The organism is Jiangella endophytica, from assembly GCF_003427025.1.
Taxonomy (GTDB): Bacteria; Actinomycetota; Actinomycetes; order Jiangellales; family Jiangellaceae; genus Jiangella; species Jiangella endophytica.
Genome location: NZ_QVAI01000008.1, coordinates 239981 through 256261, shown reverse-complemented (window position 1 = coordinate 256261; position 16281 = coordinate 239981). Strand labels below are relative to the sequence as shown.

The following is a 16281-nucleotide window of genomic DNA, read 5'->3' as shown; positions in this document are numbered from 1 at the left end:
CGGGACCGAATCAATGACGAGGAGAGACCCATGTCCGTACGTACGAACCGGCCGCGCCGCCGGTTGCTGACGGCCACCGCCGCCGTGTTCGCGGCGGGGGCCCTCGTGGCCAGCTGCACCAGCAACGAGCCGGAGGAGGAGAACGAGCCGGCCGCGGAGACCGGCGGCGAAGCGCCCTCCGGCGGCAACGACGAGCCCGGCGAGACCGTCGTCATCGGCTTCTCCGGCCCCGAGGCCGACCACGGCTGGCTGGCCGCCGTCAACGACTCGGCCATCGCCGAGGCGGAGAGCTACGACGACGTCGAGCTGCGCACCGCCGAGGCCACCAACGACGCCAACCTGCAGATCAGCCAGATCGAGACGTTCATCAACGAGGGTGTCGACGCGATCGTGCTGCTGCCGACCGACGGCGCCCAGCTCACCGAGGTGGCCACTCGGGCGATGGAGGCCGGCATCCCGGTCGTCAACGTCGACCGCGAGTTCTCCACCCCGTTCGCCGCCCGCACCACGATCCTCGGCGACAACTACGGCATGGGTGTCTCGGCCGGCACCTACGCCTGCGGGCTGATCGAGGAGAACGGCATCGCCGACCCGGTGATCGCCGAGATCGCCGGCATCGACTCGCTGCCGCTGACCCAGGACCGCTCGCAGGGCTTCGCCGACGCGCTGGAGGCTTGCGGGCAGACCGTCGACAACCGCGTCGCCGCCGAGTTCACCGTCGAGTCCGGCGAGGAGCAGGCGTCGAACCTGCTCCAGGCGGCGCCGCAGATCGACATCATCTGGAACCATGACGACGACCAGGGCGTCGGCGTCAAGCAGGCGTTCGACAACGCCGGCCGCGACGAGTTCTTCTTCATCGGCGGTGCGGGTTCGGCGAACGCGATGCGGTGGATCCAGGACGGCGAGATGGAGGCGACCATCCTCTACCCGCCGACGCAGGCTGCTGACGGCATCCGGCTGGCCCGGCTGCTGGCGCAGAACAAGGGGATGTCGGACCTGGTCCAGGTCGAGGTACCGCGCCGGATCGTGCTGAACGCTCCGGTCGTCAACGCCGACAACGTCGAGCAGTACCTCCCCCTGGCGTTCGAGTCCTGATCAGGACGGGCGAGGTGGCGGGGCCGGCGCCGGCCCCGCCACGGCCTCGCCCGTCACCAACGGGGGCACACAACGGAAGGCACAGCACATGACGGTTGACGACACGCCGACTCCGGCCACGTCACTGGGCATCGGGATGGTGGGCTACGCGTTCATGGGGGCGGCCCACTCCCAGGCCTGGCGCAACGCGCCGAGTTTCTTCGACGTTCCCGTGGTCCCGCGCCTGGTGGCGCTGGGCGGCCGGAACAGTGAAGCGGCCGGCGACGTCGCCAGACGCTTCGGGTGGGAGAGCGTCGAGACGGACTGGCGGCGGCTCGTCGCCCGCGACGACGTGGGCCTGGTCGACGTCTGCACCCCCGGCGACACGCACGCCGAGATCGCGATCGCGGCCCTCGAGGCCGGCAAGCACGTGCTCTGCGAGAAGCCGCTCGCCAACAGCGTGGCCGAGGCCGAGGCCATGGTCGAGGCGGCGGAGAAGGCGGCGGAGTCCGGGGTGCGCAGCCTGGTCGGCTTCACCTACCGCCGGGTGCCGGCCATCGCGCTGGCCCGGCAGCTGGTGGCCGAGGGCCGGCTCGGGCAGTTGCACCACGTCCGCGCGCAGTACCTGCAGGACTGGATCGCCGATCCGGCTGCGCCGTTGTCGTGGCGGCTGCAGAAGGAACGGGCCGGGTCCGGCGCGCTCGGCGACATCGGCGCGCACATCGTCGACCTCACGCAGTTCATCACCGGCGAGCGCATCACCGGCGTCAGCGCGATCCTCGAGACGTTCGTCAAGGAGCGCCCGATCCCGGACTCGTTCACCGGGCTGGCGGGATCGGCGACGGCCGAGGCCGAGCTGGGCGCCGTCACCGTCGACGACACCGCGCTGTTCCTGGCGCGGTTCACCGGGGGAGCGGTGGCCTCGTTCGAGGCGACCCGGTTCGCGACCGGCCGCAAGAACGCGATCCGCATCGAGATCAACGGGTCGAAGGGCAGCCTCGCGTTCGACTTCGAGGACATGAACGTCCTCAACCTCTTCGACAACACCGAGGACGACCGGCTGGCCGGCTTCCGGCGGGTGCTGGTCACCGAGCCCAGCCACCCGTACGTCAGCGCCTGGTGGCCCGCGGGGCACGGGCTCGGCTACGAGCACGCCTTCACCCACCAGGCCGTCGACCTGCTGACGGCGATCGGCGAGGGCCGCGACCCGGAGCCGTCGTTCGCCGACGGCCTGGCCGTGCAGCGCGTCCTGGCCGCCGTCGAGGACAGCGCCGCCGCCGGCAGCGCGTGGACGGAGGTTCCCGCACCCGCCTGAGAGCAGCACGCAGGGCCGGACATATCGGCCTCACCGGAGAAGCATGGTTCGGCCGAGTAGTACCACCGGGGGCGACCCCGGGCACGGAGCGCATCATCCGTTCCCGACAGTCGAAGGAGACTGTGGTGAGTCATCCCGCGCAACGCGCCCGCCGATGGGCGCGGCGATTATTGGCGGCAGGCGCTGCCGTCGTGACGGCGGTGCCGCTGGCGGTCGCCGCGATGGCGCCTCCGGCGGCGGCCCACCCGGGCCACGGTGGTTACTCGATCCTGGTGTTCTCGAAGACCGCGGGGTTCCGGCACGACTCGATCCCCGCGGGCATCGCGGCGATCCAGCAGCTGGGCACCCAGCACGAGTTCGACGTCACCGCGACGGAGGACGCCGCGGCGTTCACCGACGAGAACCTCGCCCAGTACGACGCGGTCGTCTGGCTGTCGACCACCGGTGACGTGCTCAACGCCGACCAGCAGGCGGCGTTCGAGCGGTACATCCAGAACGGCGGCGGGTATGCGGGCATCCACTCCGCGTCCGACACCGAGTACAGCTGGCCGTGGTACGGCGGGCTGGTCGGCGCCTACTTCGCCAGCCACCCGCAGAACCAGACCGCGACGGTCAAGGTGGAGGACCCGGCACACCCGTCGACCCAGCACCTCGACCCGCTCTGGTCCCGGTTCGACGAGTGGTACAACTACCAGTCCAACCCGCGCGGCAACGTGCACGTGCTGACGTCGCTGGACGAGAAGTCGTACTCGCCGGGTGGCGGCGCGATGGGCGCCGACCACCCGATCACCTGGTGCCAGGACTACGACGGCGGCCGGTCCTGGTACACCGGCCTCGGCCACACCATCGAGTCGTACTCCGAGCCCGACTTCCTCCAGCTGGTCCTCGGCGGCATCGAGACCGCGGCGGGCGTCACGCCGGCCGACTGCTCCGCCAGCAAGCCGGACAGCTTCGAGAAGGTGACGCTCGACGACACCACCAGCAACCCGATGGAGCTGGCGGTCGCCGACGACGGCCGCGTGCTGTACATCGACCGCAACGGCGCGGTCCGGCTGATTCGGCCGGACGGTTCGGCCACCACCACCGGGACGCTGAGCGTGTACACCGGCCAGGAGTTCGGCCTGATGGGCATCGCGCTGGATCCGGACTTCACCACCAACGGCTGGGTCTACCTCACCTACGCGCCGGCGGGCGGCGAGGCGATCGACCGGGTGTCGAGGTTCACGCTGACCGGTGAGACGCTCGACCTCGCCAGCGAGACCGTCATCATCGAGTACCCGACCAACCGGGTGGAGTGCTGCCACGCCGGCGGCGCGCTCGAGTTCGACAACGACGGCAACCTGTACCTCACCACCGGCGACAACACGAACCCGTTCGCCTCCAGCGGCTACGCGCCGATCGACGAGCGGCCCGGCCGGGAGCTCTGGGACGCCCAGCGCACGTCGGCCAACAGCAACAGCCTGAGCGGCAAGGTGCTGCGCATCACCCCGCTGGACGAGGGCGGCTACGCGGTCCCCGCGGGCAACCTGTTCCCGCCGGGCACGGCGCAGACCCGCCCGGAGATCTTCGCGATGGGCTTCCGCAACCCGTTCCGCATCGGCCTGGACCCGGCGACGAACACGCTCATGGTCGCCGACTACGGACCGGACGCCGGCAGCGCGAACCCCAGCCGCGGTCCGGACGGCCGGGTGGAGTGGAACATCGTCGACGAGCCCGGCTTCTACGGCTGGCCGTACTGCGTGGGCAACAACACGCCGTACATCGACTTCGACTTCGCCACCAACGCATCGGGCGCGGCCTTCAACTGCGGCGCGCCGGTGAACAACTCGCCGAACAACACCGGCCTGACCCAGCTGCCGGCCGCCATCGAGGCGGAGGTCTGGTACGGCTACTCCACGAACCCGCTGTTCCCGGAGATCGGCGGCGGCGGAGCCCCGATGGCCGGCGGCGTGTACCGCTACGACCCGGACCTCGTGTCGGAGCGCAAGTGGCCGGCTTACTGGGACGGCAAGGCGATCTTCGGCGAGTGGAACCAGGGCAACCTGTACTCGTTCCAGCTGGACCAGACCGGGGCGGCCGTCACGGACATCAACGCGGTCTTCCCGGACTGGCCCTTCGCCCGCCCGCACGCGCTGGAGTTCGGCCCCGACGGCGCGCTGTACCTGATCGAGTGGGGCAGCGGCTTCGGCGGCAACAACGCCGACTCCGGCGTCTACCGCATCGACTACGTGCAGGGCACCCGGGCGCCGGTGGCGCGCATCAGCGCCAGCGCGACGTCCGGCCCGCTGCCGCTGGAGGTGTCCTTCGACGCCACCGCGTCGATCGACCCCGAGGGCGGACCGATCACCTACGCGTGGGACTTCGACGGAAATGGCTCCACCGACAGTACTGATCAAGAGGCCACGCACACGTACACCACGGCCGGCGACTACACGGTCGCGCTGACCGTCACCGACCAGGACGGCCTGCAGGACATCGCCAACGTCGAGATCGCGGCCGGCAACACCGCGCCCGACGTTCAGGTCGCCTGGCCCCCGAACGGCGGGTTCTTCGAGTTCGGCGACACCATCCGCTACGAGGTGAGCGCCACCGACGCCGAGGACGGCCAGGCCGACTGCGCGCGCATCGTCACGCAGCCGGCGCTCGGGCACGACGAACACTCGCACGGGTACGCCGAGAACTTCGGCTGCGAGGGCGTGTTCCCGCTGCCCGGCGACGAGGGTCACCTCGGCGCGAACATCTTCGGCACCGTCACGGTCACCTACACCGACAACGGCGCGCCGAACGTCCGCGCACTGACCGGCCAGGAGGTGCTGGTCCTGCAGCCCAAGCGGCGCGAGGCCGAGCACTTCGACCTCACCGGTCGGCTGGAGGGCTCCACGTCCGGCGGCGACCCGGGCGTGCAACGCGAGACCACCGGCGACGTCCTGGGCGGCAGCCAGAACATCGGCTTCATCGAGCCCGGTGACTGGTGGGCCTGGGACCCGATGAACCTCACGAACATCGACAGCATCACGCTGCGGGCGGCGACGCCGACCGGCGCGTCGACGGTCGAGGTCCGCACCGGCTCACCCGAGGGACCGACGGTGGCCACCATCACGGTGAACCCGACCGGCGCCTGGCAGACCTACGACTACTTCACCGGCGAGGTCAGTGGCGAGACGGCCGACGACAGCGGCCCGCTGTACTTCGTCAACGTCTCCGGCCAGCTCAACGTCAACTGGATCGACTTCACCGGCCGCGGCGTCACCGACAACCAGCGGCCCGACGTCGAGCTGACCGCGACGCCGACCAGTGGCACCGTGCCTTTGGACGTCGCGTTCGAGGCCAGCGCCACCGACCCGGAGGGCGACGACCCGCTCACCTACGCGTGGGTCTTCGGCGACGGCGGTACCGCCAGCGGGCCGGCGGCGTCGCACACCTACACCGAGGCGGGCAGCTACGACGCCTCCGTGACGGTGACCGACGCGCGCGGCGCCGCGGCGACCGAGCACGTCTCGATTGACGTGGCCCCTGTGACATCAGAGCCGCCGGTCTGCCTGAACGGGCGGTCCGACGGGTTCGACGGCACGACGCTGGACCGCGACCGCTGGACCACCGTCGTCCGGGAGAACCAGGACCTCGTGGTCGAGGACGGTGCGCTGGTGCTGCCGGCGACGGCCACCGACATCTACGGCACGAACAACACCGACACGCCGAACATCGTCCTGCAGGACCTGCCGGACGGGCCGTTCACCGCGACCGCGAAGCTGACCATGCAGGCCTACCGGGCCTACCAGCAGGCCGGCCTGATCATCTACGGCGACGACGACAACTACGCCAAGATGGTGCTCGAGGGCCGCGACACCGGCACGTCGAACCCGGCGGCGCGCATCTTCCAGTTCATCCGCGAGGAGAACGGCGCGCCCAACGAGGTCGGCGAGAGCAACACCGCCAACCTGGGCGCGGCCTACCCGGACACCGTCTGGGTGCGCTACATCAGCGACGGCGCCAACCTGCGGGCCGCGTACAGCGCCGACGGCGTGAACTTCACCGAGATGCCGCAGACGAAGAGCCTGGCCGGCATCGAGGACCCGAAGATCGGCCTGGTCGCGCTGTCCGGCACCGGCCAGCCGGTCACCGACGTCGCGTTCGACTCGTTCCACATCACGCCCGACGACACCGCCACGCCCACGACGCCGGACGACGAGTTCGACGGCACGACGCTGGACGGCTGCCGCTGGACCGTGCTGCGGCCGGACGACGCGGGCTACCGGGTCGCCGGCGGCAAGCTGGAGATCGACACCCCGAACGGCGACATCTACACCGGCAACACCGACCCGCTGCCGGGGAACTTCATGCTCCAGCCCGCGCCCGCGGGCGACGAGTGGACCATCGAGACGGTGGTCGACGCGTCCGCGCTGGTCGAGCAGTACCAGCAGGGCGGTCTGATCGTCCACGGCGACGACGACAACTACGTCAAGTTCGACTTCGTCGTGGACAATCCGGCCGGCCAGCCGGTGGCACGCCGCATCGAGCTGCGCAGCGAGGTCGGCGCCGTCATCCAGGACCCGCAGCCCCAGGTCACGGCGCTCACCCAGGGCGTCTGGCACCTGCGGCTGTCCCGGTCCGGCGACACCTACAGCGGCGCCTACAGCGCCGACGGCCAGACCTGGACCGAGCTGGCGGAGTCGGTCACCAACACCGCGCTGGCGTCCGGCGACGTGCGGGTCGGCCTGTTCGCCATCGGCACCTCGCAGTCCGAGCCGCAGACGGTGACGTACGACCACTTCCGCGTCACCGGCGGCCAGCAGGCCTGCGAGCCGGCGACGCCGGAGGAGGGCTACACCAGCCTCTTCGATGGCACCGAGGCCAGCCTGGCCGGCTGGCAGATGGCCGGTCCGGGCGGGTTCGCGCTCACCGAGGACTGCACGCTGCTGTCCGAGGGCGGCATGGGCCTGTACTGGTACTCGGCGGACTCCTACGAGGACTACAGCCTCAAGCTGGACTGGATGATGCCGGGCGACGACAACTCCGGCGTCTTCGTCGGGTTCCCGAACCCGGGGACCGACCCGTGGGTCGCCGTCAACCAGGGTCACGAGATCCAGATCGACGCCACCGACGCGCCCGACCGCACGACCGGTGCGATCTACGCGTTCCAGGGCGCCGACCAGGCCGCTCGCGACGCCGCCCTCAACCCGCCGGGGGAGTGGAACGAGTACGAGATCGTGGTCCAGGGCGACCGCATCCGGGTGTACCTCAACGGTGAGTTGATCAACGACTACACCGACACCGACCCGAACCGGATGAACCAGCCCAGCTACATCGGTATCCAGAACCACGGTGCGGCGGACCAGAACTACTTCCGCAACATCCGCATCCAGGAACTCGTCGACGAGACGGCGCCGACGGTCGAGGTCGCCCTCGATCCGGCCGAGCCGACCGGCCAGAACGGCTGGTGGACCGGCCCGGTGTCGGTCACGGCGGTGGGCACCGACGACCAGGGCGGCGAGGTCGCGCTGGAGTACCGGATCGGCGGCGGCGACTGGACGCCGTACACCGGTGCGGTGGTCGTGGACGCCGACGGCGAGCACGCCCTGGAGTTCCGGGGCACCGACACCGCCGGCAACGTGTCCGCGCCGGTGCCGGTGGCGGTCGCGAAGGACGCCACCCCGCCGGTCACGACCGCCACGCTCGACGGCGGCGGCGCGGGCGGCGCCGTCGACGTCACCCTCGCGGCCACCGACGCCACCTCCGGCGTCGCGGCCACCGAGTGGTCGCTCGACGGCGGTGACTGGACGGCGTACGGCGGGCCGGTCACGGTCAGCGGCGACGGCGAGCACGAGCTGCTGTACCGCTCGACGGACGAGGCCGGGAACGCCGAGGACGCGAAGGCGGTCACCGTGACCGTCGACGGGTCCGCGCCGGTCCTGTCGGTCAGCGGCGTCGCGCACGGCCAGCTCTACGGCGACAGCCAGAACCTGACCGTCACCTGGACGGCCACCGACAACGGCCCGGTCACCGTGACCGGGACGCTGGACGGCGCGGCCATCCAGTCCGGTGCCGTCATCGCCCTGCACGCGATCCCGCTCGGCCTGCACGAGCTGGTCGTCACCGCGGAGGACGCGGCCGGCAACGAGACCATCCAGGAGCTGGTGTTCTTCTCCACCACGTCGTTCGCGGACATGGAGAGCCTGATCACCCAGTTCCAGACGGCCGGGCGCATCACGTCGCAGGTGGCCAAGGACCTGCAGAAGTCGCTGTCCACCGCCCGCCGGCAGGAGGGCATGGGCCGCGAGGACCGGGCCGTGATCGCGCTGGAGACGTTCAAGAGCACGGTCACCGCGAAGGTCACCGACGCCGGGGTGCGGGGCACCCTCGTCCGGGACGCCGACGCGATGATCCTCCGGCTCGGCGGCACGCCACGGCAGGCGTCGGCCGGTGTCCGGGCCAACGGTGGCGAAGCGCTCACCGGGACGGGCCGTCTCGACGGCGACCCGGACCGTGCAGAGGGCAGGGAGTTGCCCGCCATCGAGTAACGAGTTCCCACCCCCACCCCCAAGGAGACGTCACCATGAGAGTTCTGCTGCCGTCCGGCGCACCGCGCCGGAACGGAACCCGCGACCAGGGCACCTCGGCCCTGCCCCGGATCGCCGGGCCGGGCTCTCGTGGGCGACGGGGAGCCGGCATCCGCCGGTTCCCGGCCCCGGTGCCGGAGCGACGCGCTCCGCGCCGGCACCGGGGCGCCATTCGCGTGGCGCTGGAAGGGGTCCGGGCATGAGCGGCGTCGGCATCTGGTTCGTCGGCGCCCGCGGGTCGGTGGCCACCACGACCACCGTCGGGCTGCTGGCCATCCGGTCCCGGCTGGCCGGGCACACCGGCATGGTGTCCGAGCTGCCGGAGGTCGCGGCGGCCGGGCTGCCGGCGCTGGACGGCGTCGTCATCGGCGGCCACGAGGTCGCCGAGGGCACGCTGGGCAAGCGGGCCGAGGAGCTGAGCGCGGGCGGGGTGTTCCCGCCCGCGCTGGCCACCGTCCTGGCCGGCGACCTCGCCGCCGCCGACGAGCGGATCCGGCCCGGCGTCGTCGCCGGGCAGGGGACGCAGCGGTCGGCGGCGGACCGCGTCGAGGCCGAGCTGCGCGCGTTCCGCGACGAGCACGGCCTGGACCGCGTGGTCGTCGTCGACGTGTCCAGCACCGAGCCGCCTGCCGGCGACGTCGCGGCACTGGCGACGCTCGCGCAGCTGGAGGCCGCGCTGGACGCGGGCGAGGCGCCGCTGCCGGGCAGCTCGCTGTACGCGTACGCCGCGTTCCGGGCCGGCTGTTCGTACGTCGCGTTCACGCCGAGCCCGGGTCCGCGGGTCCCGGCGCTGGCCGAGTTGGCGCTGGAGCGCGGCGTCCCGTGGGCCGGCTCCGACGCCAAGACCGGCGAGACGCTGGTCAAGACCGTGCTCGGGCCGATGTTCGCGATGCGCGCGCTGAAGGTGCGCTCGTGGTCGTCGGTGAACCTGCTGGGCGGCGGCGACGGGCAGACGCTCGCCGACCCGGACAACGCGGCCAGCAAGATCGCCACCAAGGCGAACGGCCTGGAGTCGATCCTCGGCCACCCGGTCGACGGGCCGCTGCACATCGACTACGTGCCCGACCTCGGCGACTGGAAGACGGCCTGGGACCTGGTGTCGTTCGAGGGCTTCCTCGGCACCCGGATGTCCATGCAGTTCACCTGGTCCGGCTGCGACTCCTCGCTGGCCGCGCCGCTGGTGCTGGACCTCGTCCGGCTGGTGGCGCGGGCTCACGAGCTGGGCGAGGCCGGGCCGATGCCGCAGCTCGGGTTCTTCTTCAAGGACCCGGTCGGCAGCGACGTCCATGCGCTCAGCACCCAGTGGGACGCGCTGGTGGCGTGGTGCGACCGGGCCGGCCGGGGCGCGGAATGAGGCTGCGCGACGTCGCCGAGCTGGTGCGGGCGCCCGCGGCGCTGACCGTGCCGGGCGACTCGCTGGCCGGTGCGGCCGCGTCCGGGTTCCCGTACGGAGCCCGGACCGCGGTCACGCCGCTGGCCTCGGCCTGCCTGTACTGGGCGGGCATGGCGCTGAACGACTACGCCGACCGTGACCTCGACCGCGTCGAGCGGCCGGAGCGGCCGATCCCGTCCGGCCGGGTGACGCCGGGGCAGGCGCTGGCCGTGGCGTCGGGGCTCACCGCCGCAGGTCTGGGGCTGGCCGCGGTGGCCGGTGGCCGGCGGGCGCTGCGGGTCGCCGTCCCGCTCGCCGCGACGGTGTGGGCGTACGACCTCGTCGCCAAGGCCACGCCGGCCGGTCCGGTCGCCATGGGCGCGGCGCGCGGCCTCGACGTGCTGCTCGGCGCCGGCGGACGGGAACGTGCGGCCGCGCTGCCGGCGCTGGCGGTCGCCACGCACACCGTCGGTGTGACGGTGCTCAGCCGCGGCGAGGTGCACGGCGCTTCCCCGTCGTCGGCCCGGGTCGCCCTCGGCGCGACCGCTGCCGCGGCGGCGGTGGCCGCCGCACCGTACCTGCCGGCCCGCTGGAGGTCTGCGGTCGCATCAGACGGCAGAGCGCCATCGCGCGATAGAGCTCTGCCGTCGCTTCCGACGGCAGAGCTCCAGGGGCGCGACAACAGCCACCGAGCTGCGGTTTCGCCGGCCGGGGCGCTGGCCGCGGCCGGATTCGCAGGGCTGTACGCCGCCACCGTCGGCAAGGCGCAGCTCGGTGCGGTCCGGCAGCCCGACGCGGCGACCGTGCGGTCGGCGACCGGCTCCGGGGTGCGCGGCGTGATCCCGCTGCAGTCGGCGCTGCTGGCGCGGGCCGGCGCGGTGGCGCTGGCCGGCGCTGTGGTCGGCATCGGCCCAGCGGTGCGGGCGCTGTCGAAGGTGGTGTCGCCGACATGAGCCTGCGGTTCGGGTACGGAACCAACGGGTTCGGCAGCCACCGGCTCGACGACGCCCTCGCCGTCATCGCCGGGCTCGGCTACGACGGCGTCGCGCTGACCGTCGACCACCCGCACCTGGATCCGTTCGCGCCGAACCTGTCCGCGCGGACGGTCGCGGCCGGGCAGCGGCTGGCCGAGCTGGACCTCGCCGTCGTCATCGAGACCGGCGCGCGGTACGTGCTGGACCCGTGGCGCAAGCACGAGCCGAACCTGGTGTCCGACGCCGGGCGGGAGCGCCGGGTCGACCTGCTGTGCCGGGCGGTTCGCATCGGCGCCGAACTGGGCGCCGAGGCGGTGTCGTTCTGGTCCGGCACGCTGCCCGGCGGGGTGAGCGCCGACGAGGGCTGGCGGCGGCTGACGTCCGGCGTCGCGGCGGTGCTGGAGGAGGCCGACCGGCGGGGCATGGTCTGCGCGTTCGAGCCGGAGCCGGGGATGTTCGTCGACACCGTCGCCGGGGTGCTGGAGCTGCGCAAACGGCTCGGTGACCCGGAAGGACTGCGGGTGACGCTGGACATCGGCCACGTCGTCGCGAACGAGGCGGGCACCGTCGCCGACTGCGTCCACCAGGCCGGGCAGCTGCTGGCGAACGTGCAGGTCGACGACATGGTCGAGGGCGTGCACGAGCACCTGGAGTTCGGCGAGGGCGAGGTCGACCTGCCGGCGGCGCTCGGCGCGCTGCTCGACGTCGGCTATGGCGGCCTGGCCGCCGTCGAGCTGCCGCGGCACGGGCACGCCGCGCCCGCTGTCGCGCGCCGCTCACTGGAGGCACTGCGGGCGGCCGAGGCGCAGGCTCTCGCCGCACGTTCGGGACACGGGGGAGAGGAGGCAACGTGATGAGCGCGACGATCGAACCTACGGCCCCGCACCTCGACGACGATGCCCGAGGCCGGCTGGCCGCACTGCTGGCGGAGGTCGAGAGCGACCCTCGGCGGATCTCGGTGCTGTTCCCGGCGGTCGGGCGGCGGGTGGCCCGCGGGCCGTCCAACCCGGCCGACCCGGACGGCCTGCGCAGCCCGCGCCTGGAGGACGAGGCCCGGGCGGCGCTGCTGGTAGCCGCCGCCGCCCGGCTGGAGCGGGCCGCGCTGGTGGAAGAGGTCGGCCAGCTGTACCGCTACGGCGACGCCGACGAGAAACGGGCGGTGCTGCGGGCGCTGCCGGCGCTGGACCTCGGCGACGCCGGGCTGCCGCTGGTGGCCGACGCGCTGCGCACGAACGACGTCCGGCTGGTGGCCGCCGCGCTGGGGCCGTACGCCGCGCGGCACCTGGACGCCGCGGCCTGGCGGCAGGGCGTGCTGAAGTGCCTGTTCGTCGGCGTGCCGCTGGACGCCGTCGCCGACCTCGACGCACGCGGCGACGAGGAGCTGGCCCGCATGGTCGCCGACTACGGCAACGAGCGGGTGGCCGCGGGACGGTCGGTGCCCAGCGACGCCTGGCGCATCCTCGGCCGCCACCCGGAAGCGGTGGCCGGCCGCTTCCCCGTCCCCGCCCAGGAGGACTGACGATGCGCATCTTCGACCCCCACATCCACATGACCTCGCGCACCACCGACGACTACCAGCGCATGTACGCCGCCGGCGTGCGGGCGATCACCGAGCCGGCGTTCTGGCTGGGTCAGCCGCGCACCAACGTCGGCTCGTTCGTCGACTACTTCGACGCGCTGGTCGGCTGGGAGCGGTTCCGGGCCGCGCAGTTCGGCATCCGGCATCACTGCACGATCGCGCTGAACCCGAAGGAGGCCAACGACCCGCGCTGCCACGGCGTCCTCGAGGTGCTGCCGCGCTACCTCGCCAAGGACGGCGTCGTCGCGGTCGGCGAGCTGGGCTTCGACTCGATGACCGACGATGAGGAGAAGGTGTTCGTCCGGCAGCTGGAGCTGGCCGGCGAGCACGACCTGCCGGTGCTCGTGCACACGCCGCACCGCGACAAGGCGGCCGGTACCCGGCGCACGCTGGAGCTGGTCGCGGCCAGCGGGCTGCCGCCCGAGCGGGTGCTGGTCGACCACCTGAACGAGACCACGGTCGGCATGGTCGCCGACTCCGGCTGCTGGATGGGGTTCTCGATCTATCCGGACACCAAGATGGACGAGCACCGGATGGTGCGCATCCTCGCCGACCGCGGGCTGGACCGCATGATCGTCAACTCCGCCGCCGACTGGGGTCACAGCGACCCGCTCAAGACGGTGAAGACCGGCCGGGCGATGCTCGCCGAGGAGTTCACCGCCGAGGACGTCGACCGGGTGCTCTGGCAGAACCCGGTCGCGTTCTACGGGCAGAGCGGGCGGCTGCTGCTGGACGAGGTCGACCTCGCCGGGACGGGCGGGCGCACGGCCACGTTCGAGGGCAACTCGATCCTGCGCGGGCAGCGACCCGACGCGGAGGCCTGAGCATGCGGTTCCGGCACCGCGACGGCACCGTCGTCCACCTCGCGTACTGCACGAACGTCCACCCGACCGAGGACGTCGAGGCGCTACTGGACCAGGTGACGCGCTACGGCGCCGGCGTGCGGTCTCGGCTCGGGGCGTCGCGGCTCGGGCTGGGCCTGTGGCTGCCCGCCCCGGTCGTGGCGCGGCTGGCCTCCGAGGCCGGCCGCGCCGACCTGGACCGCCTGCGCACGACGCTGGCCGCCGGCGGCCTGGAGGTGGTGACGCTCAACGCGTTCCCGTACCAGGGCTTCCACGACCCGCAGGTCAAGCTGGCCGTCTATCACCCGGACTGGCTGACCTCGCAGCGGCTGGCCTACACGCTCGACTGCGCCCGCGTGCTGGCGGCGCTGCTGCCCGACGACGCGGTCCGCGGCAGCGTGTCGAGCCTGCCGCTGGCCTGGCGCACCCCCTGGGACGACGCCCGGCGCGGGCTCGCGGCGGACCGGCTGGCGCAGCTGGCCGACGGGCTGGCCAAGGTCGAGGCCGACACCGGGCGGACGGTCCGGGTCGCGCTGGAGCCGGAACCGGGCTGCGTGGTCGAGACCGTCGACGGCGCGGCGGCCCAGCTGGACGCCGTCGACACCGAGCGCATCGGGATCTGCCTGGACGCCTGCCACCTGGCGACGCAGTTCGAGGAGCCGGCCGACGCGCTGGCGACGCTCGCGGACGCCGGGCTGCCCGTCGTCAAGACGCAGGCGTCGGCGGCGCTCGAGGTCGCCGATCCGGCCGACCCGGCCGCCCGCAAGGCGCTGGCCGCTTACGCCGAGGACCGCTTCCTGCATCAGACCCGCGCCCGCGTCCGCGGCCAGATCGTCGGCGCCGACGACCTGCCGGCGGCGCTGTCGTCGGCGGCGTTCCCGGACGACGGGCCGTGGCGGGTGCACTTCCACGTGCCCGTGCACGAGCAGCCGGAGCCGCCGCTGGCCGCCACCCAGGACCACCTGGCGGCGACCCTGCGCGGGCTGTTCGGCGGCGAACGGGCGGTGACCGACCACGTGGAGGTCGAGACGTACACCTGGTCGGTGCTGCCCGTGGGGCGCCGGCCGGACGGCCCGGACGGGCTGGTGGCCGGGCTGGCGGCGGAGCTGCGCTGGGTCGCGGACCGGATGGCGGAGATCGGTATGGAGGAGATTTCGTGACCAACAAGCTGCTGGTGCTCGATGTCGTCGGCCTGACGCCGCGGTTGCTGGAGCACACCCCGAACCTGCGGGCGCTCGCCGGCGACGGCTGGCAGGCCGCCCTGGGGACGGTGCTGCCGGCCGTGACCTGCTCGGTCCAGTCGACGTTCCTCACCGGCGCGATGCCGCGTGACCACGGCATCGTCGGGAACGGCTGGTATTTCCGCGACCTCGGCGAGATCTTCCTGTGGCGCCAGCACAACCGGCTCGTGCAGGGCGAGAAGGTCTGGGACCTCGCCCGGCAGGCGCGCCCCGGGTACACCGTCGCGAACGTGTGCTGGTGGTACGCGATGGGCGCCGACACCGACTGGACGGTGACGCCGCGGCCGATCTACCACGCCGACGGCCGCAAGTCGCCGGACTGCTACACCCGGCCGCCGGCGCTGCACGACGAGCTGACCCGGTCGCTGGGGGAGTTCCCGCTGTTCCAGTACTGGGGCCCGACGGCGTCGATCAGGTCCAGTGAGTGGATCGTCCAGGCGGCGCGGCGGCTGATGCCGCAGGCCGATCTCACACTGGCCTACGTCCCGCACCTCGACTACGACCTGCAGCGCTTCGGGCCGCACAGCCCGCAGGCCGTCGCCGCGGCCCGCGACGTCGACCGCGTCCTGGCGCCGCTGCTCATCGACGCCCGCGACCAGGGCGTCACCGTCGTCGCACTCAGCGAGTACGGGATCGGCCCGGCCAGCCGCCCCGTCCACGTCAACCGGGCGCTGCGGCAGGCCGGGCTGCTGGACGTGTACACGCAGGCAGGCATGGAGTACCTCGACCCGTGGGCCTCGCGGGCGTTCGCCGTCGCCGATCACCAGGTGGCGCACGTCTACGTCCGCGATCCGGGTGACCTCGACGCCGTCCGCGCACAGTGCGAGGCGCTGCCCGGGGTCGACCTCGTCCTCGACAAGGCCGCGCAGCGCGAGTTCGGTCTGGACCACGAGCGCTCCGGCGAGCTGGTGCTGGTCGCCGACCTCGGCGCCTGGTTCACCTACTACTACTGGCTGCACGACGACCGCGCGCCCGACTTCGCCCGCGGCGTCGAGATCCACCGCAAGCCCGGCTACGACCCCGCCGAGCTGTTCCTCGACCCGGCCGACCCCCGGGTCAAGCTGCGCGCGGGCGCCAACCTGGCGAAGAAGAAGCTGGGCCTGCGCTACGCGATGAACGTCGTGCCGCTGGACGGGCAGTGGGTCCGCGGCACGCACGGCCGGCTGCCCGACGACCCCGCCGACGGGCCGGTGCTGCTGTGCAGCGACCCGTCGACGGCCCGCGACCAGCTGGCCGCCACCGACGTCCGCGACCTGATGCTCGAACTCGCCGGGCTCAGCACGCCCGCACGCAACTGACAGAGCGCAACGCACCGAGGCACGAAGGA

General features: G+C 72.8%; 10 protein-coding genes. All 10 read left to right on the top strand.

Translation table 11 applies throughout. From position 1 onward, the window contains the following. Positions 1-30: 30 nt before the first annotated feature. The 10 genes from DZA62_RS18150 to DZA62_RS18105 all read left to right on the top strand — a co-directional run bounded on the left by DZA62_RS18150 (position 31) and on the right by DZA62_RS18105 (position 16252). Entirely contained in the window at positions 31-1095 is a 1065-nt protein-coding gene (locus DZA62_RS18150; RefSeq protein ID WP_116950309.1) for a substrate-binding domain-containing protein, read from the top strand. 88 nt (positions 1096-1183) lie between these two features. Beyond that, the gene (locus DZA62_RS18145) at positions 1184-2389 is read left to right on the top strand and encodes a Gfo/Idh/MocA family protein (RefSeq protein ID WP_116950308.1); all 1206 of its coding nucleotides are present in this window, start codon (positions 1184-1186) and stop codon (positions 2387-2389) included. A 221-nt stretch (positions 2390-2610) separates the two neighbouring features. Next, positions 2611-8907, top strand: a complete 6297-nt coding sequence (locus DZA62_RS18140) for a ThuA domain-containing protein (RefSeq protein WP_408619085.1) — start codon at positions 2611-2613, stop codon at positions 8905-8907. A 238-nt stretch (positions 8908-9145) separates the two neighbouring features. Continuing rightward, entirely contained in the window at positions 9146-10300 is a 1155-nt protein-coding gene (locus tag DZA62_RS18135; RefSeq protein ID WP_116950307.1) for an inositol-3-phosphate synthase, read from the top strand. After that, positions 10297-11271 carry an SCO3242 family prenyltransferase gene (locus DZA62_RS18130; protein WP_116950306.1) on the top strand — a complete coding sequence of 325 codons (975 nt, stop codon included), beginning with the start codon at positions 10297-10299 and terminating at the stop codon, positions 11269-11271. The genes DZA62_RS18135 and DZA62_RS18130 overlap by 4 nt, the downstream gene beginning before the upstream one ends. Then, the gene (locus tag DZA62_RS18125) at positions 11268-12146 is read left to right on the top strand and encodes a sugar phosphate isomerase/epimerase family protein (protein ID WP_116950305.1); all 879 of its coding nucleotides are present in this window, start codon (positions 11268-11270) and stop codon (positions 12144-12146) included. Before DZA62_RS18130 ends, DZA62_RS18125 begins: the two co-directional genes overlap by 4 nt. Beyond that, positions 12146-12811 carry an EboA domain-containing protein gene (locus tag DZA62_RS18120; protein WP_116950304.1) on the top strand — a complete coding sequence of 222 codons (666 nt, stop codon included), beginning with the start codon at positions 12146-12148 and terminating at the stop codon, positions 12809-12811. Before DZA62_RS18125 ends, DZA62_RS18120 begins: the two co-directional genes overlap by 1 nt. 2 nt (positions 12812-12813) lie before the next feature. Beyond that, complete coding sequence (locus tag DZA62_RS18115; protein WP_116950303.1) at positions 12814-13695, top strand: TatD family hydrolase; 882 nt, start codon at positions 12814-12816, stop codon at positions 13693-13695. Positions 13696-13697: 2 nt separating this feature from the next. Then, positions 13698-14873: a metabolite traffic protein EboE gene (gene eboE / locus DZA62_RS18110; protein ID WP_116950302.1), complete on the top strand. Its 1176-nt coding sequence runs from the start codon at positions 13698-13700 to the stop codon at positions 14871-14873. Further along, positions 14870-16252, top strand: coding sequence for a nucleotide pyrophosphatase/phosphodiesterase family protein (locus DZA62_RS18105; protein ID WP_116950301.1), 1383 nt, complete (start codon positions 14870-14872; stop codon positions 16250-16252). Before eboE ends, DZA62_RS18105 begins: the two co-directional genes overlap by 4 nt. The last annotated feature ends 29 nt before the right edge of the window (positions 16253-16281 follow it).